The following is a 19,032-nucleotide window of genomic DNA, read 5'->3' on the forward strand; positions in this document are numbered from 1 at the left end:
ATACATCTTACTCAGGCCTCAATGCTAATGAATTTGTGATTAGCCAAACGTACAGACTATCGACACGTGAGAGAACAGTTGTCCACCTTCGCAGCGATAACCCCGAAGTTCGTTTCAGGCTTATAGATGGTGATTTTGAGGGGAATTGGGTTACTGACTTATTCATGAATTCAGTCTATCGCCGAGATTTCCAAATAGCATACAGAGCTCCTACGGAAGCTCTGGCGAGCAAGACAGTAACGGTTCGCATAGGCAGTCGTGTGTACAGTGTTAGCCTTAGCACGAGTAGCGAGCTTGTTCCATCAAGCCATCACGTTATTAGTATGGGCCGCACGTCGGGCAACATATCGCTGCTTAATATTAAAAACTTCTTCGGGGGCGGCAGCAATCTTAGGGACTATTTCAGGAAGGGGCGTAATGTCCCTGATATGGCGGCTAATTCTGGCATACCTACATCGGGAACCTTGAGAATCACAGACTTTAGGGGCTCGGCTACAGCGTTTTTTATTGCTTTCCACCCATCCGATAAACCTTTCCGTCAGCTGAGCACTTCTTATGGCACAAGAAGTGTGGGCGTAGGCTGGAACATATGGAGCGGTGAAGTTGACGATTGGGACTTAGGGTATAGTAAGTTCATCAAAGACAACGCGGAGTTTCGGTACACACTGAGCTATCAGTTCGGCAGTGGCTATGGAACGACTAACCCCGCTGTAAAACCCAAGTTATCGTCAAATACTGGCAGCCCAGGCACTTGGTCATCATCGAATAAGTCGGTGAGTGTCACGGTTACAGCGCAAAAACGTGAAGAATTTAGGGTGACTTGCACAGTGAGAATGTACGCTAGGCACAAGGACTACCCAGATAAGACACTAAGCACTACGGCCAGTGTTACGGTACGCGCAGTAGGCACGTAGCTATATTTTATTTTAACAGTAATACTACTTTTTTAATGAGTAGTAGCGCGTTATAATCGGGACTCACTAATAATAAGAGGCTTAAAAATGTTTACAGCAGCATTTACAGACCCACAGGGTACTGAGTTCGAGGCAGCCGTGTTTCAGGTTCTTCGCTCAGATTTTACGGCAAATACAAGCGAAGCTTATGTATATGACATTCGTGAGGGCAGTGGTGAGATTGAGTCAGAAACGGCCAGCTTCTCGCTTAACTACCGCATTGGCTACTGGCCGTCGCAGACAGCAAAGGACAATGGCGCAGCACCTTATATCCTTATCGATACCGAAACGTACAACGCAGATTTTGCCAGCTACGCGTTACCCGCAGAGCAGTACAGCGGACTTAGCGCAGAAGAGGCGGCAGAGCTTCATTGTAAGACTGAAGTAATCGGGGTCGAATAATGGGTGAGGACAAGGTAAACGAACTACAGGCTCAGGTCATTCGCCTAAAAGCCCGTGTACTCGATGCCCAAGATGAAAGTAAGGGGCTTAGCGAAGTATTAGGCCAGATTGCGCAGCGTGTTGGCTTCAAAGGCCAAAGCCTAGCTGAACTCGTAGAAGCTGTGCCAGTAGTAGATAAAAAGGAAGAAGCTGATGCTTAGAAAACTACTTTCGTTCTTAGCTACTAAGCTTTTTACGACAAAGTTTTTTATAAAGTTTGTACTTTTTGTCTCAGGTAAACTCGTCAAGAGCACAAAGCCAAAGTGGGATGATGAGTTGCATGCGATGATCAAAGAGGCGTTAGAGGGCTAGTAGCCCATAACCGAAAAACCCCGCCTAGTAGCATTCTAGGCGGGGCTTTTTTATGTCAAAAACGTAGACACACAGATCCCCGTACTTTAATCTAAATAGCGGGGGGTAATCACTGTCAGGAGTATAGACATATGAGTGATTTAGAATTACCCAAGGGTATTACAATACACAGAGACAAGCTGCGTATTGCATTTCGCCCACCGAATGAAAAGAATCAGTGGAAACGATCATTAGGAATACCACCGACTAAAGCAAATATCAAGGCCGCAGAGCAAATGTTGAATGCTATAAGGCGGGATATTAGCTTAGGCCAGTTTGATTTAGCGCAGTATTTCCCAAACGATCCAAGTTTGAAAAAAGACGAGCGAACGCTGGGTGCTGTTATCCAAGAGCACTTCATCAAAGCTAAAAAAGGTAGGGTTAAAGGCTCAACCCATAATACCTATACAATACGCGCGGAATGGGTCATAGAGAATTACGGCCATATAGACGCGGCGAACGTTACACCAAAACAGGCTATGGAACTTAGGGAGGGTATTATTAGTAAGTCGCCCTCACCAGAGTTGGCATCTTTTAGACTTTGGCTTATACGTTTTGCTGTGACTCGCGCCGTTAGAGCACTTGTTCTTGAGGAGGACAGATTTGGTCCTATGCTAGATTCCGTGGAGTCGAAGTCAAAAGCGCTAACACTCGAAGGTCTACATAAAGGTATAGAGTCCAATGAGGTGTTCACGATTGACGAAGCAGAGCGAATTGTAAAAGCTTGTACCAGTGAGAGCCGTAAACGTTTAGTTACATTTCTTTTCTGGTCTGGTTTAAGACCAGGGGAGGCAGCAGCATTAAGGAGAGAGGACGTATGTCTACCCTATATAATTGTGAAACGCACTTTAACCCAGTACGGAGAAGAACAATCGCCGAAGAGTGGCCGAGCGAGAAAGATATACCTTCCGTCCTCCGCGAGATTGGCCTTAGAACAAGAATTGCTGACTCACGATTCAGACAGGGCTTGGGTAACGAGCATGGGGAAACCTTACACGTCGTCAAGGCTGTTCACGACCAAACATTGGAAGGGAATACTTAACAAGGCAGGCTTAGCCTACCTAGCGCCTTACACTACTCGACATAGTTTCGCCAGTTGGATGCTAAAAGCTGGTGAACCGGAGTCGACAGTTGCAGCCCATTTAGGGCATACTGATACCGCAATGATTCGTAAGGTGTATGGGAAATTCATTCCAGATGCTAAACCGGTTTGGACCCTTGATGACCCCACAAAAATTGAAATCGTTAAAAATTCAATGATTTCAGTTATCTAGCGAATCTTCTCCTAAAAAGATATGTTTTAAGCACACATACTTGAATCCAAAGGCGCTGTTTAAGGCGCCTTTTTTTATGCCTGTGTCTTTTATAAAACCCATAATAATACCAATCCGTAATACTGAATCATTTTGTGCGGCTAAACATGTCGCTACCTGCGTTAAAATTCTCAATTAGAATAATTAAATAGCCAACTTTTTTACCTAGCTACAAACACGTTTTCCAGCCTCAAAATAGCTCACTTAATTAAGCGGATTGGTATAAAGTTGATTAAAAAATGACGTGTTTTTTATGGATTAACTTGCATTTATGGAGTACCTTTGTTTTTATAATAGAAACATAATCTAGGATGGATATATCGATGAAAAAACTTTTACTAGCACTTTCTCTCGCTTCAACCTTTACTCACCTATCAGTATCAGCAGATGATTTTGTAGCTGCTGAAATTATTAATAAAAATTACGACCAACTTACTAATACCTCGCCGCGTGCATCAAGGTTAGAAGGGATTAATTTAAGTAGCTACGTGGTTGATGAAAACGGCCAGGTGAGTGATATCGAAATTGTGGCTTCGCTTGGTCAAAAAAAATATCAACGAGAAGTTCTCGATTATGTTTCTAAGCTTAATTATAAAAGTGCACAGATAAATGGCAGTGCCGTGCCTACGGCGAAAACTATTACGGTAAGCTCGCAAAATGTACATGCTAGTTTTTCTAACAATCAGGCATCCCCGGCGTTTTTTGACGATTATGAGAAAGCCAGCCAGCTTATTGATGATAAAAAGTACGATGAAGCTAAAACGCATATAACTGAGCTTGAAAACGAACACACTAAAAACACAGTCGAAATAGTTTTACTGGCTTGGCTTAAAAGCCAACATAGCTACTTTGTGCAAGATTGGAAAAGCTTTGATAAGTCTATTTATGAAGCCTTTTTGTTTAGAGATAACTTACCGGATCAAATAAAAAAGCGTGTTATTAAAAATGCCTTACAGTGGTTTATTTCAAAACAAGACTACGTACGTGCTTACGATGCAATTGATGCATTAGGCGATATTGAATCAATAACGTTTAGCGAGGAAAATAGAGCGCAATTACTTGCACAAGTGAATGACATTTATAAAAACTCTGGCGCTATAAATCAGCAAATAACGCTTGAGTCTGAAAAAGCGGTTTTACCTTTACTTTCTAAAGGTACGGTTGAACTTAGCGCGAGTAAACCGTTATCTAAAGTACAACTTCGCTGTGAAAACAAAGTCGTTAATTATAATACCAACGAGATTGATAAAATATTAATTTCAAAAAATGATATTCGTTGTGGGCTATTAATTAAAAGTGCACAGGCGCAAACGGTTACTTTAAAACAAACTGGTGAAAGCTTTTTATAAAGTATTTTATTGGTAATAAACACTTAAATAAAAACCCCACAATATTATTGTGGGGTTTTTGTTATATATATTTGGCAATTAGAGTGTGCTTATTATTGCGCTTCCAGCCTAAATAGCGTTTTGCAAGCAAAGTGGTTAAGCCTATAACCACAGCTATAAATAACAAAGTTGCGCCATAACTCATACCGTACCCCGGTGGAAGGCCTACTAATGTGTCACCGTATGTCATATCGCTAAAACTAAGTCCTAAAACAGGGATAAGCAACCAAGCGACAGCGTGCAATAAATACAAATGTGCAAGGTATGAGAACATACTGGTTTTACCAAGCACTTGTAAAAAGTTACGAGAAAAGTCGGCTTTAACATGGCTTAAAAGTTTAAGCGCAATTAGCCCAAGGCCTACGGTTAGCAACATAAATTGTAATGACAGTGGGTATTTAGTCGGGTTTAAAAACGACATAACAGTATTAATAGTATTGGTATGAATAGTAAATACTGAAGTGTCGCCGTATAAATTAAAACCGCGCAGCACAGTGTATAAAGCAAGGCAGCTTGCACCTAATATAGCTGCATAATTCATCACCTGAGCTTTGTACTGGTGTTTTTTATAATATACTCCCGCGCAGTAAGCTAAAGCCATTAAACCTACAATGGGCGCAACTGGGTAAGTTGTTCTCATTTTTATGCCCAAAGGTAGTTCAAGTACATTTTTTTGATGTGCAATAGACCAAAGTGTATGTGCGAACGTATTTGGCTCAAAGCTTACGCCATCAAATAGATTATGGCCAAACACCAACAATAAAGCACTTATTAGCACTGCATAAGTGCCTAATAAACGTAATAAGCCTAATATGACAAATCCCCAGCCTATTGCCCAAATGACCTGTGCGTACAACATTGGAAAAGCGGGGTTAAAGCTCCATGACCACGAAACAATGGTAAATTCAAAAATGATTAGCACCAATCCACGGACAATTAAATTGTAAGAAAATGCCTTAGTTGAAGCGTATTTATGCTCAGTAACAGCTGCTGAAAGGCCTGCTAAAAAAACAAATAAAGGGGCGCAAAAGTGCGAAATAAAGCGGGTGAAAAAAGTAACAGGGCTGGTACCCGGAACCGTCATAGGATCGGTTACTGAGTAATTAAGACAATAATACATACCATGGTCAATCACCATAAATATAATGATAATGCCACGCAATAAATCAATATGATGTAACCGAGGGGCTGTAGAGTGAGACGACATCATTAAGCTCAAATACGTTGTATAAATTTGCCGATATTATATGTTATATAGTATCGTCATGCGAGCTTGAGCGCTTTTAAGCGCCTTGATTTATTACATTAATTTAGGTTGCAGTAGTTACTCACAATTTATCTTCTTTTTAGTAATTTCATAATGGTACACCTTAGCATTACTTAAACTTTTTAATGTACCTCAGTGTTATAAAATTAATGATAGCTAATAAAATAGCAATTTCGTAACGGCTGTAGGCAACCGCTATACCAATTAAACCCATATTCCATATGCTTGCTGCTGTTGCGGTACCCGATGTAGATTTATTATTTTTTAAAATTGCACCACCGCCAATAAAGCCTATGCCGGTAATAATCCCTTGTAGCATTTTAGATTGCGCTTCTGCACCTTCTAGCACTGACATAGCAATTACCGCATAGCCGCATGAGGCAACTGCCACAAGTGGAAAAGTCCTTAACCCTGCGCCATGGTGGCTTCGCTCCCTGTCGTAAGCCATAGGCAGTGCGAGTATGTAGGCAATGCCAAGGTGTACTAAATTATCGATGATTTCGTTCCACTGTAAATCAATTTCCATAATGTTCTCTATTAGTTAAGGGTGTAAACTAATAGCAACCTACAGGCCAGCTTATTTTATTGCTTAAAATCAATGTGTTAAATTTAAATGTGAGAGGCGTTAATTGATTAATTGGTAACATTTACATAGTTAATTTACGCTTTTACAGATAAACCCTGCCTATGCGTTTAATTAATTATGCAAAGTGCGTATTATTTTATTATTAAACATTAATAAACAGTATTTCACTTGCCTTTACATACAACCAAGCTTGAAAAAACAGCGTTATTACTTTGCCTTACTCTTTGTGCTATTGCATTTTTGGCGCCTCAATTACTCACCAATCATTTGCAACCGCTTATAAATAACGCTTTAAGTTTTTTAGGGGCGCCGTTTTTTTTATTAGTAAATTTTTTATTAGTTGCAGTTATCGTTATTGCCATAAGCCCGCTTGGTAGGCGAAAAGTAGGCGGTGACAATGCCCATATTGAATTTGGCTTATTTGGTTGGCTTTCTATGCTTTTTGCCGCAGGGATGGGATCGGGTTTAATTTTTTGGGGAGTTGCAGAGCCTGCGTTGAATGTAGTTAACTCTCCTTTAAAACATACACTTTACCCTGACAAAGTAAGTAGTGCTTTTGCGCTGACGTTGGTTAACTGGGGGGCGCATGCGTGGGCTCTTTATGCTGTATTTGGGCTTGTGTTAGGTGGCTTAACAAAAAACAGTCATTGCAGTGGTGATATTAGCGCACCGGTAATCAGTGCGTTAAAAGGCGCTATAAATATAAAATACCAAAACAGGCTTACCTTTATTGTTAAATTAGTGGCCGTGCTTGCCATTTTTTTTGGTGTGGTTGGGACAATTGCAAACTCTACGTTATTGCTACGCAAGGGAATTGAAATAAACTTAGGGGTAGAGTCCGCGCTTGTATCTGGTTTTATCATAATCAGCTTAATTGTATTGCTGTATACAATATCAGCCAAGCTTGGGCTTAAAAAAGGTATTCAAACGCTGAGTAAGTTTAATGTTTGGTTAGCTTTTTTACTTTTATTGTGGTTGCTTTTGTTAATGCCCATACAGCCTATAATGGCTATTGCCATTGAAGGCACAAGGGATTACCTACGGCTTATTTTTACAGGGGCATGGCAATTACAAAGCCAACTTAATAACCCCGGGTGGGCAAATGGCTGGACCTACAATTATTATTTTTGGTGGTTAGCGTGGGGACCTTTTGTTGGCGTGTTTTTAGCTAAAATTAGCCAAGGCCGGCCAGTGTGGCAATATATATTGGGCGTAGTTTTGCTACCTACGCTTGTGACTATTGTGTGGTTTAGTGTGTTTTCAGGCTCGGCTATCGCATGGGATAAAACCTACCATGCCGGTATTTTAGATGCCATTAAAGCCGACTATACTCAAGGGCTATTTATATTTTTTCAGCAGTTAGGCTGGCAAGGCGCCGTACTTATTTGGTCAAGCTTGTTACTGTTACTTATTTTTGTGGTTACCTCAGCCGATTCGGCCATATTAGTAATACGTGATTTAACAAATAGCAAAAAGGCAAAAGCATGGAGTATTTATGGTTGGTCACTCGCGCTTGGGCTTTGTGCCTTTATATTACTGGTACAAAATAATGAGCCACTAAACAGAACCATTGCTATTATTGGCGCTTTACCGTTTTTAGTTATTTTTATTTTGCAGCTGGTGGGCTTTATAAAAGAGTGTATAAGTGAATTTAAGTATTAGGGCTTAAACCCATTTTATTAATAAAAGGATGACGCACTGTATTAAATTGTACGCTTAGGGCGTTCAAAATTAAGTATATAGAACAGGTATACATATTTTTACAATACTATTTTTAAAGATGTTTATAATTTAGGTAATATTTTTGATAAGGATGAGTCATGAGAGCGCTAACTTTATGTTTATGTGTTATTTACCTAAGTGGCTGCACAGTCGCTGGTGTTATAATTGATGGGCAGGCACAGTCAAATGCACGCGCCAATAAATATAGTAATAGCCCTGCTCGTTCAGATCTTTATAAAAATCCACTCGAACCTCTACCGAAAGACAAAAATGGGTTTAGTTTTACAGATATAGGGTTAAAAATAGATTCATTGCTGATCAATTTAGTAAAAGGTGAGGGCAATACGGTACAAGTGTGTAGGCAAGTGAGTAAAGTATTGAAAGAGTGTGTAGAAGTAGATAAATCTGATCTACACACTAATGAGATTACGCAGTTAAAAACTGACTATGAAATGATAAGTGTTGGTCAATAAAGCTGCTTATAAAAAAGTAACTATGATCGTAGCCAGCTTGCATTTCAATGCTAAGCGGGTAACCTTTATTTTTAGCAACAGCCGCTAAATTTTGTGGCTTAAGTTGCTCCTCTAAAAACCCATCGGCTTCGCCCTGCGTAACAAGCATAGGGAGAAAATCAGCCTGCTGCGCTTTTTTCATCAATTCGCACGAATCGTATTGAGCCCAGAGCTCTTTGTCAGTGCCTAAGTAACCCGTAAATGCTTTCACGCCCCATGGGCAGTCAATTGGATTAACAATAGGGCTAAAGGCCGAAGCGCTAACAAACGCTTTAGGGTTTTTAAGTGCCACCATTAAAGCGCCGTGCCCGCCCATAGAGTGACCACTAATTGCTTTAGTACTGGTTACTGGGAAGTGTTGCTCAATAAGCATAGGTAGTTCATCAACTACATAGTCATACATATTAAAATGTGTATTGAACGGTGCTTGTGTTGCGTTTACGTAAAAGCCTGCGCCTTGGCCAAAGTCGTAGTTATCGTCATCAGGGACATTATCACCACGTGGGCTTGTATCAGGCGCTACAATTGCAATACCCAGCTCAGCCGCTTTTTTAAATGCGCCGGCTTTTTGCATAAAGTTTTCGTCTGTACAGGTTAAACCCGATAGCCAATAAAGTACCGGCACTTTATTTGTTTCGCTTGCGCCTGGGGGTAAAAATACCGCAAAACGCATTGTGCAATGGGTACTTGTTGCAGTGTGGGTATATTGTTTGTGCCAACCACCTGCTACTTTTGTACTTGAGATATTTTCTAACATAAAAATCCTTAAAAGCCGCAAACAATTAAGTATTACGGCTTTTTAATACATAGGTTACCAATAGCGTATTAGTAGTGAATTACTGTACGAATACTTTTACCTTCGTGCATTAAATCAAACGCATCGTTAATTTCTTCAAGGCTCATGGTATGCGTAATAAAGTCGTTAAGAGCAAATTCGCCTGCCATGTAACGCTCAACTATTTCAGGTAACTGTGAACGGCCTTTAACGCCACCAAATGCGCTACCACGCCATACACGACCTGTTACTAGTTGGAAAGGACGGGTTGAAATTTCTTGGCCAGCACCGGCTACACCAATAATTACCGACTCTCCCCAACCTTTATGACAACACTCAAGTGCTGAGCGCATTACATCAACGTTACCAATACACTCAAACGAGTAATCAACACCGCCATCGGTCATATCAACAATCACTTCTTGAATTGGCTTGTCGAAATCTTTAGGGTTTACTAAATCTGTTGCGCCAAGTTTTGTTGCAAGGTCAAATTTGCTGGTATTAATATCAACACCAATAATGCGACCCGCACCTGCCATTTTTGCACCAATAATGGCCGATAAACCAATGCCACCTAAGCCAAAAATAGCCACGGTATCGCCAGGTTTTACGTTTGCAGTGTTTGTTACCGCGCCCATACCTGTGGTTACGCCACAGCCTAATAAACAAATTTCTTCAAGCGACGCTTCTTTGTTTACTTTTGCGAGTGAAATTTCTGGAAGTACTGTGTACTCAGAAAAAGTAGACGTCCCCATGTAGTGATAAATTGGTTGGCCGTCTTTAAAAAAGCGTGTAGTGCCATCTGGCATTAGGCCTTTACCTTGTGTTTCGCGCACTGCTGAACACAGGTTAGTTTTGCCTGAAGTACACATTTTACATACGCCACATTCAGCGGTGTAAAGTGGAATAACGTGATCGCCTACTTCAACACTGGTTACGCCTTCGCCCACTGCATACACAACACCTGCACCTTCGTGGCCTAAAATTGCTGGGAAAATACCTTCAGGATCTTCACCTGATAAAGTAAATGCATCAGTGTGACAAACACCAGTAGCAGTAATTTTTACCATTACTTCGCCTTTTTTAGGCATCATTACATCAACTTCTTCAACGCTTAACGGTTGGTTTGGACCCCACGCAATAGCTGCTTTTGATTTTATAAATTCAGACATGTGTTTATCCTTTGTAGTGGTTTTAAATAACAATTGTAGACCCAATTTGTTTGGGTGATGACGCTATTGTATTTGTTTCTCAAATAATGATAATCTCCGATTTATTAAAACACTTTTACAGTATGGTAATAATGGCGCGTTGGGATGGCATAGACGAATTTATAGCAGTGGGTGAAGAGGGTAGTTTTACAGCAGCGGCTAATGTACTGGGGTTGTCAGTTGCTCATATAAGTCGCCATGTAACGGCGCTGGAGCAGCGTTTAAACACCCAGTTACTCACCCGTACCACCCGCAAAGTTGTATTAACTAAAGAAGGTGAAGCCTTTTTACATCAAACTAAGCAATTACAACATGCTATGGACGATGCCACGCAAAGCTTAGCAACGCAGCAAACAACGCCTAAAGGTAAAATTAAATTAACAGCACCAGTTATGTATGGTGAAACTTTTATTATGCCCATTGTGCACAATTTTATGCACGCTCATCCTGAGGTCGAAGTAATTGCTACGCTTTCTAACGAGCAAGAAAATTTACTCGAAGGCGGGTTTGATTTAGCCATTCGGTTAGGGCATTTAAAAGATTCAAGCCACAGAGCACGGCGTTTAAGTGCTAGGCGCTTTATAATGTGTGCCTCCCCAGATTATTTATCCCGAGTAGGTGAGCCTCATACCCTAGGCGAGCTAAACCAACATCAATGTTTAATTGGTAATAGCAGTTACTGGCGAGTAAACGAAAACGGCCGCGATAAACACATTAAAATTGCAGGACGCTTGCGCTGTAATAGTGGTTGGGCATTGGTTGATGGTGCAAAAAAAGGCTTAGGAATAGTGCAGCTGCCAAATTATTACATTGAAAATGAGCTAAGAACGGGCGAGCTTGTGCCAGTATTAACTTCTTATCAGCCGGATCAAGAAGGCGTGTGGGGAATTTACCCACCGCGTCAGTTTGTTGCCACTAATGTAAGAGTATTACTCGATTATTTAGTGGCTGGGCTTGAATAAAGCGCGCTTAAAATATAGCCAAGTATAAGATTTATAAATTATTTCTTACATTTATGGTCATATTCAATTCATCTTAGTTCGTGCTACTATAGCCGCACACTTTTAGCATAAATGTTTTAAATAATATGTTTCAACCGGTTAGCTTATTTATAGGGCTCAGATATAGCCGCTCCTCCAAAGGAAATGCGTTTATATCGTTTATCTCGTTTTTTTCTATTGCCGGAATAGCCATAGGGCTAATGGCCTTGTTCACTGTAAGCAGTGTAATGAATGGCTTTGAAAACAGTTTAAAAACAAATATGTTAGGGCTCATTCCTCACGTAGAAGTACAAGCCAATAAACACACCAGCGAACAAATGACAGCGTTAAAAGCCGATTTAGAGCGCTCAGATTATGTAGATCACGTAAGCCTTTACCGCCACGGTGAAGCCATTTTGCAAACCAATAAAGATTTACACGGCGTATTACTGCAAGGCTTGTATGGCAATAACGGATCGCTATATAAAATTACTGATAAAGTTGTGCAGGGCAATTGGCAGAACGTTTTAAATAATAGCTACAACATAGCTATTAGCCGTTACTTAAGCCGAAAACTTGGCGTAGGTATGGGAGAAAAGCTGCGCGTAATTATGCCTAATGCCTCAACTTACACGCCACTTGGGCGCGTACCTAGTCAGCGTTTATTTAAAATAGCCGCAATATACGAAACCGGCTCAGAGATAGATATGAGCCTTGCATTTACCAGCGGTGCATCTTTACAGCGGGTATTAAAGCTTAACAAAAATACCGCGCCTAACTTAAGTGTGTCGTTACATGAACCCTTTGAATTAGCGCAATTTACAAAGGACAGCCAGCACATTTTACGCGATTACCAAGTAAGTGACTGGCGCAGTAGCCAAGGTACTTTATTTGCCGCGGTTGCCATGGAAAAACGTATTATGTCTATGTTGTTAGGGCTGATTGTATTAGTGGCTGTATTTAATATTGTTTCGGCACTGACTATGATGGTGAGTGAAAAACAAGGCGAAGTGGCGATATTACAAACCTTAGGTTTAACGCCTTCACAAGTACAAAAAGTGTTTATGGTGCAAGGCTTGTATAACGGGGTGATTGGCACCGCGATAGGGGCACTTTTAGGTGTATTGTTTAGCTTATATATTAATGAACTACTCGCTGCTGTAGGGCTAAACCTACTAGCAGGTGTAGAGCTTCCGGTAAAATTTGATGTGCTAAGCCTCGTTATTATTGCGCTTAGCAGTATTGCAATGAGCTTTTTAGCCACTTTATATCCTGCGCGCAAAGCCGCAAAAGTAAAACCAGCAGAGGTATTGCGTTATGAATGATTTAGTTATTAGCTGTCAAAACTTAAGTAAAGTTTATCAAGATGGCCAAAACCAAGTAGAAGTATTAAAAGGGGTGGACTTATCTCTTAACCAAGGGGATATGCTGGCTATAGTAGGCAGCTCAGGCTCAGGAAAAAGTACCTTATTGCATATTTTAGGAACCCTTGATACGGCTACATCGGGTAGCACTAAAATAAAAAATCAAAACGTTGCTAAATTATCGCGAACAGAGCAGGCGGCGTTTAGAAATAAAAACTTGGGCTTTATTTATCAGTTTCACCATTTATTAATGGAATTTAGTGCGGTTGAAAACGTGGCTATGCCGCTACTAATTAAAGGGCTCAACGCAAAAGAGGCGAAAGAGCAAGCCTTGCAAATGCTAGATAAAGTAGGCCTAGCGCATCGCAGTGAGCATAAACCTTCGGCACTGTCTGGTGGAGAGCGCCAGCGTGTTGCTATTGCTCGTGCTTTAGTGACTAAACCCGCATTAGTGTTAGCCGACGAACCTACCGGTAACCTTGATAAGCAAAACGCGATTAAAATTTACGATTTAATTAATGAGCTAAATAAAAGCTTAAATACTAGTTTTGTGGTGGTTACTCACGACTTAGAGCTTGCAGACAAACTAGGTAAAATTGCGTATTTAGATGATGGGAAACTTGCTATAAAAGAGCCGCACCATGTTGCTTAGTTTATTTTTAAGTGAACGCTTTAGAGCGTATTCTGGCCATAAAGACGAAAAAAACGCATTTGTAAGCTTTATTGCCAAAGCCTCTACTGTTGGTATTTTATTAGGGGTGGCGGTGTTAATTGTCGCGCTTTCTGTTATTAATGGCTTTGAGCAGCAATTAGTGCATCGTTTATTAAGTGTGGTACCGCAAGTTGAATACGTAGCGCCTAGCCGACCGATTGCTGATTGGCCTAACAAAGTAGAAAAACTTAAAGCAGAGTCTCATGTTACAGGTGCTGCGCCATTTATAGCAGTAAATGGTATGGCGCAATTTAAAAGCCAGCTTAAAGCGGTAGAAATACGCGGCGTTGAACCTAGCTATGAAGGGAATGTGTCGGCCATAAATCAATTTACCAAAGGCACATTGGTTAGTCAGCTGCGCACGGATGACGTTATTTTAGGCAAGCAAATTGTAAAGCGATTAGGCGCTAATATAGGCGATAATATTACTTTACTCATTCCTAAAATTAGCGAGCAAGGCAAGTCTCTATTAGCCCCTAAACGCGTAACGTTAACACTTGCGGGCATTATAGAAATGGGTGGGCCAATTGACAGTAGCGCTGCATTTATTCACTTAAATAAAGCACAGTCAGTTTTAGGTTACGACGCCAGCCAAGTAACAGGTTTACGTTTGAGCGTAGATGATGTGTTTGCTGCGCATCAAATTGCACTGCGAGTAGGGCAAACTATTAGTGATTATGTGTATGTTTCTAGCTGGTTTAGAACGCAAGGTAGCCTGTATCAAGATATTCAAATGGTACGCACAATTGTGTACATTGTGGTGTTTTTAATTATAGCGGTAGCTAGTTTTAACATTGTATCGTCGCTTGTAATGGAAGTGCGCGAAAAACAAGGCAACATAGCTATTTTAAAAACCATGGGCGCTAAAGACAGTACTATTTTAGCTACCTTTGTCATGCAAGGTTTAACGCAAGCCTTTGTTGGCGTGTTACTTGGCACACTAGTTGGGGTTATATTAGCGCTTAACATTAGTGAGCTGTTTACATGGGTTAGCCAGTTATTTGCAGCTAATCCGCTTGAAGGTGTTTATTTTATTGAGTTTTTACCCAGTAAATTAGTACTCAGTGATATTGGAATAACAGTTATTGTTACCTTTGTTTTAGCTGTACTTGCTACTATTTACCCGGCGTGGCAAGCAACTCGAGTCGACCCTGCCAAGGTGCTGGGTAATTAACAACTCTTAATAGTGTAAATATCAATAGGGCAGCGTGCCTTAAGCTGCTAAACTGCGCGCTCATTTAACGTGGGCGCTCTAATTTAGCCTCGCTCTCTACTCAGGAAATTACTTTGACAAATAACGATATTTTACGCCGTGTTCGCTATACCTTTAATTTAACCGATACTGCCATGGTCGGTATTTTTGCCGCCGCAGAGGCTACAGTTACCACTGAGCAAGTCGTTGCATGGTTAACAAAAGAGGGTGAGCAAGGGTTTGTTAAAATGTCAGACACTGAGTTTGCTACGTTTTTAAATGGCTTTATAAATACAAAGCGTGGCAAGCGCGAAGGCCCACAGCCTGTACCAGAGGCTAAGTTAAATAATAATATTATTTTTATGAAGCTACGTATTGCTTTAAACATGAAAGCAGAAGATGTAATAGCAACACTTGCAAAAGTTGACTTTGAATTAAGTAAACATGAGCTCAGTGCGTTTTCTCGCAAAGTAGAAAATAAACATTACCGTGTGTGTAACGACCAGGTTTTGCGTTTGTTTTTAACAGGTGTTCAGCAGCAGTATCGCCCTGCAGAGTAAATAAATTATTTAACGCTAAAAGCTCAGCAATTGCTGAGCTTTTTTGTAGTTAATGTTTGCGGTTAAGAAAAGGCCTTATCAGTAAGAGATTGCTGCATTTGCTCTCGCATTTTAAACTTTTGCAGTTTGCCTGTTACTGTCATTGGGTAACTCTCTACAAAGCGAATATAACGAGGCATTTTAAAATAGGCGAGTTTGTCTTTTAAAAATGCACGTATTGCTTGATCATCAAGTACTGCATCTTCTTTTGGCTGGATCCACGCACACACTTCTTCGCCGTACTTCTCATCACTAATACCAAATATAGCGGCATCTTGAATACCTGGGTAAGTGTAAAGAACCTCTTCAATTTCGCGTGGGTAAATGTTTTCGCCACCTCGAATGATCATGTCTTTAATGCGGCCAACAATACTCACAAACCCTTCGCTGTCCATTACCCCTAAATCACCAGAGTGTAACCAGCCTTCGTCATCTATAGTGGCTTTTGTTTTTTCTTCGTCATTCCAATAGCAGCGCATTATACCGGCGCCCTTACTGCAGACCTCACCAGGTACACCTATTTTTTGAATGTTACCCAGTTCGTCAATAATTTTAACTTCAGTGTGAGCAAGGGCACGGCCAACGGTTGTTACTTGGCGCTCTATTGATGAGTCGGTTTCGGTTATATTGTTGATTGGGCTGCACTCAGTTTGCCCATACGCAATTAATACTTGATGCATGTTCATTTGTGTTTGTACTTTACGCATGACTTGCTCAGGGCACGTTGAGCCCGCCATTACACCAGTGCGTAAAGTGCTGAGGTTATAATTGGTAAAATTAGGCAGCTCTAGTTGGCTAATAAACATAGTAGGCACACCATGCAGCGCGGTACAGCCCTCTTGCTGGACAACATTAAGCGTGGTTTTTGCATCAAACGCATCGCTTGGGTATATAGCTGCGGCACCTTTACTTACACATAGCAGGCTGCCAAGCACCATCGCAAAACAATGATACAAAGGCACAGGTATGCACAGTTTATCTTGCGCTGTAAAATGCATAGCCTCTGCAACAAATAGCGCATTATTAAGTATGTTCTTATGGGTGAGTGTAGCGCCTTTAGGGTTGCCCGTTGTGCCAGAGGTAAACTGTATATTTATGTCTTGATCCGCGTTTAAATTTGCTGCAATCGCATTTAATTCAAGCTTGTGGGCTGGGGTGGCAAAATTCATCACATCAGCAAACGTAAACATACCAGGGCTTTTTTCATTGCCAATGCGTATTACATTTTTAAGGCTAGGTAGGGCATGTGCATTTAGCTCACCGGGTTCACATTGGGTAAGCTCTGGCGCTAAGCTGTTAAGCATGTCTATATAATTGCTGCCTTTAAAATGTGACGCGGTAATTAATGTGCTGCATTCTACCGAGTTCAAAGCATAGGCTAACTCGTTTGGCCTGTAGGCAGGGTTAATGCAGACCATAATGGCACCTATTTTGGCGCTCGCAAATTGGGTTAAACACCACTCAATGTTATTGGGTGACCATATTCCTACTCTATCTCCTGGTTTAACGCCGATTGCTAGTAGCCCCATAGCGAGTTGATTAACTTCATTTTGAAATGCTTTATACGTTAAGCGTACATTTTGATGGCTAACAACGACAGCGAGCGAATCAGGGTGTTTGTCGACAATAAAATCAAAGTACTCGCCAATTGTTTTATCCGTTAGCGGCGTGCTTTGCGCACCTTTAAAATAGCTTTTTGTGAGCGGTAATGTGTTTATTTGTTCTACTTCTTTTACCGAGCGCGATGGTGTGTGCATGTGCTTCTCCGTATTAATGTGTGTCAGTTACTTATATCAATCCGTGCTGATAAGTCAGTATTCATTTGCTTAGCCACGAATAGCTGTGTAGCAAAATAAAAAATAGTTAAGCGAATTGTTATAGGCTGTAGTTAAAATAAACACAAATTGTCGACAAAGAAAGGGTGGTTAGACTAATGTACTAAGCATAAAGAAAAGTTAAATGGAACGTTTTACAGAGGGGCAATAAAAACTAACTTTTATAAAGGCATAAAAAAAACGCCACTAAATGGCGTTTTTATAGTTTGTTTTAATCGCTTTGTGACTTATAGCTCGTCACTGCGGTAGGTTTTTTTCATAATGTATACATAGGCATTAACAAAAGCGTTTTCTTGGTACTTTTTAAGGCCTGTGTCTTCAAACGCAATAGGTATAGGGTTGCGTTTAAGCTGCTCTTTAATTTCGGTCGTTGAGAACACGCGAACGTCTAACTCTTCAATTAATTGAATCGCTGTTTCCATTTTAAAGCCCTTTGCACTGCCTGCAAATTTACCTTTAGGTTGGCGCTCACGAATGGCAACAGAATCAATTTGGTAATCTTGCATTAGTTTTGCAAAATCAAATTGAAATTTACGCATTATTTCAGTGTCGTTACCGTTACCTAAGGTAAAGCGTGTTTGGCGCACATCGCGAATATCAAATACGTCGTTATCTTTACTTAAAATACAAAGTAGTACATCACTACCGGTAATTTCTACACCACATGTTCTCATTGCTGTTCTCTAATATAACTTAATTGCTTGGTATTATACCCAACATCTAATAAATTGCGAGAGCAAGGCGGCGCAGGTGCATTTTAATAATCAATAAACTCAAGTTGTCACATGCTTAATTTAAATTAGCGAGCGAAAAACAAAAAAATGACAATTTTAGGTAAAATTTCAAGTAATGAACGCGCTTTAAACTTGTAATTGATACTCTATCACGCGACAATATCTTTTTTGTAGTTGAGCAGACTCAGCATCTACATTAGTCATTTATGGCGAAAAATAGTCAATGCTTATTCGTAAAAGCGTTGTCGAGTCATTCTCATTTAATTTATTTAAAAATACACGTGATACATTGTAGGTGTCACCACTGTATGTAAGGATTTATAATGCCAGTTATTACTCTTCCTGACGGCAGTCAGCGTAGTTTTGAAAACCCTGTAAGTACTCTTGATGTAGCTAACGACATTGGCCCTGGTCTTGCTAAAGCAACCATTGCTGGTCGCGTTAATGGCGAGCGTGTTGATGCGTGCGATATGATCAACGAAGATTCGCGCCTTGAGATCATCACCGCAAAAGATGACGACGGCCTAGAGATTATTCGTCACTCGTGTGCTCACTTAATCGGTCACGCAGTTAAGCAGCTTTTCCCAGACGCTAAAATGGCTATTGGTCCAACTATTGATAACGGTTTTTACTACGATATTGATATGGAACATTCTTTGTCTCAAGAAGACTTAGACGCAATTGAAAAGCGTATGTTGCAACTTGCAAAAACAAACTACGACGTAGTGAAAAAAAATGTCAGCTGGCAAGAAGCACGCGATACGTTTGAAGCGCGTGGCGAAACATACAAAATGGAAATTTTGGACGAAAACATCGCAAAAGATGATCGCCCAGGATTATACCACCACGAAGAATACGTAGACATGTGTCGTGGTCCGCACGTACCAAACATGAAATTCTGCCAAAACTTCAAAATAATGAAAGTAGCTGGTGCTTACTGGCGTGGCGACTCTGAAAACAAAATGCTACAGCGTATTTACGGCACAGCGTGGGGCGATAAAAAGCAACTTAAAGCGTACCTTAAACGCTTAGAAGAGGCTGAAAAACGCGATCACCGCCGTATTGGTAAAGCGCTTGATTTATGGCACTGGCAAGAA

General features: G+C 40.7%; 19 protein-coding genes. 13 read left to right on the forward strand and 6 right to left on the reverse strand.

The genetic code is table 11. The features are described 5' to 3' along the window. Positions 1-428 precede the first annotated feature (428 nt). From B4F91_RS09410 to B4F91_RS09430, 5 genes are all read left to right on the forward strand, one after another. Positions 429-914: a hypothetical protein gene (locus B4F91_RS09410; protein WP_288635664.1), complete on the forward strand. Its 486-nt coding sequence runs from the start codon at positions 429-431 to the stop codon at positions 912-914. Positions 915-1,052: 138 nt separating this feature from the next. Next, a complete protein-coding gene (locus B4F91_RS09415) occupies positions 1,053-1,355 on the forward strand; it encodes a hypothetical protein (protein WP_288635666.1) in 303 nt (100 codons plus the stop codon). Then, positions 1,355-1,555 carry a hypothetical protein gene (locus B4F91_RS09420; protein WP_288635667.1) on the forward strand — a complete coding sequence of 67 codons (201 nt, stop codon included), beginning with the start codon at positions 1,355-1,357 and terminating at the stop codon, positions 1,553-1,555. The genes B4F91_RS09415 and B4F91_RS09420 overlap by 1 nt, the downstream gene beginning before the upstream one ends. Before the next feature lie 282 nt (positions 1,556-1,837). Beyond that, entirely contained in the window at positions 1,838-3,019 is a 1,182-nt protein-coding gene (locus tag B4F91_RS09425) for an Arm DNA-binding domain-containing protein (protein WP_288635668.1), read from the forward strand. A gap of 362 nt (positions 3,020-3,381) precedes the next feature. Continuing rightward, the gene (locus tag B4F91_RS09430; protein WP_288635670.1) at positions 3,382-4,407 is read left to right on the forward strand and encodes an energy transducer TonB; all 1,026 of its coding nucleotides are present in this window, start codon (positions 3,382-3,384) and stop codon (positions 4,405-4,407) included. A gap of 61 nt (positions 4,408-4,468) precedes the next feature. Here B4F91_RS09430 and B4F91_RS09435 read toward each other — a convergent pair whose 3' ends face one another. Beyond that, positions 4,469-5,653 (reverse strand): DUF1624 domain-containing protein, encoded by a 1,185-nt coding sequence (locus B4F91_RS09435; protein ID WP_288635677.1) that lies wholly within the window; start codon positions 5,651-5,653, stop codon positions 4,469-4,471. 169 nt (positions 5,654-5,822) lie between these two features. Next, positions 5,823-6,239: an MgtC/SapB family protein gene (locus B4F91_RS09440; protein ID WP_004587826.1), complete on the reverse strand. Its 417-nt coding sequence runs from the start codon at positions 6,237-6,239 to the stop codon at positions 5,823-5,825. 228 nt (positions 6,240-6,467) lie between these two features. Here B4F91_RS09440 and B4F91_RS09445 point away from each other — a divergent pair, with 228 nt between their 5' ends. Together B4F91_RS09445 and B4F91_RS09450 are read left to right on the forward strand one after the other, a co-directional pair. Beyond that, positions 6,468-7,961 (forward strand): BCCT family transporter, encoded by a 1,494-nt coding sequence (locus B4F91_RS09445; RefSeq protein WP_288635671.1) that lies wholly within the window; start codon positions 6,468-6,470, stop codon positions 7,959-7,961. A gap of 158 nt (positions 7,962-8,119) precedes the next feature. Beyond that, complete coding sequence (locus B4F91_RS09450; protein ID WP_288635672.1) at positions 8,120-8,494, forward strand: hypothetical protein; 375 nt, start codon at positions 8,120-8,122, stop codon at positions 8,492-8,494. Here B4F91_RS09450 and fghA read toward each other — a convergent pair. Together fghA and B4F91_RS09460 are read right to left on the reverse strand one after the other, a co-directional pair. Beyond that, positions 8,448-9,290, reverse strand: coding sequence for an S-formylglutathione hydrolase (gene fghA / locus B4F91_RS09455; protein WP_055253436.1), 843 nt, complete (start codon positions 9,288-9,290; stop codon positions 8,448-8,450). The genes B4F91_RS09450 and fghA overlap by 47 nt on opposite strands. A 68-nt stretch (positions 9,291-9,358) precedes the next feature. Then, positions 9,359-10,480 (reverse strand): S-(hydroxymethyl)glutathione dehydrogenase/class III alcohol dehydrogenase, encoded by a 1,122-nt coding sequence (locus tag B4F91_RS09460; RefSeq protein WP_004587830.1) that lies wholly within the window; start codon positions 10,478-10,480, stop codon positions 9,359-9,361. Between the two features lie 131 nt (positions 10,481-10,611). Between B4F91_RS09460 and B4F91_RS09465 the strand changes: the two genes are divergently transcribed. From B4F91_RS09465 to B4F91_RS09485, 5 genes are all read left to right on the forward strand, one after another. Then, positions 10,612-11,481 (forward strand): LysR family transcriptional regulator, encoded by an 870-nt coding sequence (locus tag B4F91_RS09465; protein ID WP_029774426.1) that lies wholly within the window; start codon positions 10,612-10,614, stop codon positions 11,479-11,481. A gap of 125 nt (positions 11,482-11,606) precedes the next feature. Continuing rightward, positions 11,607-12,824 carry a lipoprotein-releasing ABC transporter permease subunit gene (locus B4F91_RS09470; RefSeq protein ID WP_286936250.1) on the forward strand — a complete coding sequence of 406 codons (1,218 nt, stop codon included), beginning with the start codon at positions 11,607-11,609 and terminating at the stop codon, positions 12,822-12,824. Then, positions 12,817-13,515, forward strand: a complete 699-nt coding sequence (gene lolD, locus B4F91_RS09475; protein WP_286936252.1) for a lipoprotein-releasing ABC transporter ATP-binding protein LolD — start codon at positions 12,817-12,819, stop codon at positions 13,513-13,515. Before B4F91_RS09470 ends, lolD begins: the two co-directional genes overlap by 8 nt. Beyond that, on the forward strand, positions 13,505-14,749 hold the full coding sequence (locus B4F91_RS09480; RefSeq protein ID WP_286936255.1) for a lipoprotein-releasing ABC transporter permease subunit: 1,245 nt from the start codon (positions 13,505-13,507) through the stop codon (positions 14,747-14,749). Before lolD ends, B4F91_RS09480 begins: the two co-directional genes overlap by 11 nt. Before the next feature lie 113 nt (positions 14,750-14,862). Then, positions 14,863-15,327 (forward strand): DUF1456 family protein, encoded by a 465-nt coding sequence (locus tag B4F91_RS09485; RefSeq protein WP_055253445.1) that lies wholly within the window; start codon positions 14,863-14,865, stop codon positions 15,325-15,327. A gap of 62 nt (positions 15,328-15,389) precedes the next feature. Here the strand turns inward: B4F91_RS09485 and B4F91_RS09490 are convergent, their stop codons facing one another. Together B4F91_RS09490 and B4F91_RS09495 are read right to left on the reverse strand one after the other, a co-directional pair. Continuing rightward, positions 15,390-17,123 carry an AMP-binding protein gene (locus tag B4F91_RS09490; protein WP_286936257.1) on the reverse strand — a complete coding sequence of 578 codons (1,734 nt, stop codon included), beginning with the start codon at positions 17,121-17,123 and terminating at the stop codon, positions 15,390-15,392. Positions 17,124-17,428: 305 nt separating this feature from the next. Next, on the reverse strand, positions 17,429-17,875 hold the full coding sequence (locus B4F91_RS09495) for a DUF3010 family protein (RefSeq protein WP_004587837.1): 447 nt from the start codon (positions 17,873-17,875) through the stop codon (positions 17,429-17,431). A gap of 383 nt (positions 17,876-18,258) precedes the next feature. Here B4F91_RS09495 and B4F91_RS09500 point away from each other — a divergent pair. Then, positions 18,259-19,032: threonine--tRNA ligase (locus B4F91_RS09500; RefSeq protein ID WP_288635675.1), on the forward strand; the 774-nt coding region annotated here is incomplete at its 3' end.

This window comes from Pseudoalteromonas sp. UBA6610, from assembly GCF_002433295.1.
GTDB classification, from domain to species: Bacteria; Pseudomonadota; Gammaproteobacteria; order Enterobacterales; family Alteromonadaceae; genus Pseudoalteromonas; species Pseudoalteromonas atlantica.

Bases quoted from the DNA above. Each gene is read 5' to 3' on its own strand.
- B4F91_RS09450 (WP_288635672.1), top strand. From the start codon at position 8,120: ATGAGAGCGCTAACTTTATGTTTATGTGTTATTTACCTAAGTGGCTGC.
- B4F91_RS09440 (WP_004587826.1), bottom strand. From the start codon at position 6,239: ATGGAAATTGATTTACAGTGGAACGAAATCATCGATAATTTAGTACAC.
- B4F91_RS09410 (WP_288635664.1), top strand. From the start codon at position 429: ATGGCGGCTAATTCTGGCATACCTACATCGGGAACCTTGAGAATCACA.
- B4F91_RS09460 (WP_004587830.1), bottom strand. From the start codon at position 10,480: ATGTCTGAATTTATAAAATCAAAAGCAGCTATTGCGTGGGGTCCAAAC.
- fghA (WP_055253436.1), bottom strand. From the start codon at position 9,290: ATGTTAGAAAATATCTCAAGTACAAAAGTAGCAGGTGGTTGGCACAAA.
- B4F91_RS09435 (WP_288635677.1), bottom strand. From the start codon at position 5,653: ATGTCGTCTCACTCTACAGCCCCTCGGTTACATCATATTGATTTATTG.
- lolD (WP_286936252.1), top strand. From the start codon at position 12,817: ATGAATGATTTAGTTATTAGCTGTCAAAACTTAAGTAAAGTTTATCAA.
- B4F91_RS09470 (WP_286936250.1), top strand. From the start codon at position 11,607: ATGTTTCAACCGGTTAGCTTATTTATAGGGCTCAGATATAGCCGCTCC.
- B4F91_RS09480 (WP_286936255.1), top strand. From the start codon at position 13,505: ATGTTGCTTAGTTTATTTTTAAGTGAACGCTTTAGAGCGTATTCTGGC.
- B4F91_RS09425 (WP_288635668.1), top strand. From the start codon at position 1,838: ATGAGTGATTTAGAATTACCCAAGGGTATTACAATACACAGAGACAAG.
- B4F91_RS09465 (WP_029774426.1), top strand. From the start codon at position 10,612: ATGGCGCGTTGGGATGGCATAGACGAATTTATAGCAGTGGGTGAAGAG.
- B4F91_RS09430 (WP_288635670.1), top strand. From the start codon at position 3,382: ATGAAAAAACTTTTACTAGCACTTTCTCTCGCTTCAACCTTTACTCAC.
- B4F91_RS09495 (WP_004587837.1), bottom strand. From the start codon at position 17,875: ATGAGAACATGTGGTGTAGAAATTACCGGTAGTGATGTACTACTTTGT.
- B4F91_RS09490 (WP_286936257.1), bottom strand. From the start codon at position 17,123: ATGCACACACCATCGCGCTCGGTAAAAGAAGTAGAACAAATAAACACA.
- B4F91_RS09420 (WP_288635667.1), top strand. From the start codon at position 1,355: ATGGGTGAGGACAAGGTAAACGAACTACAGGCTCAGGTCATTCGCCTA.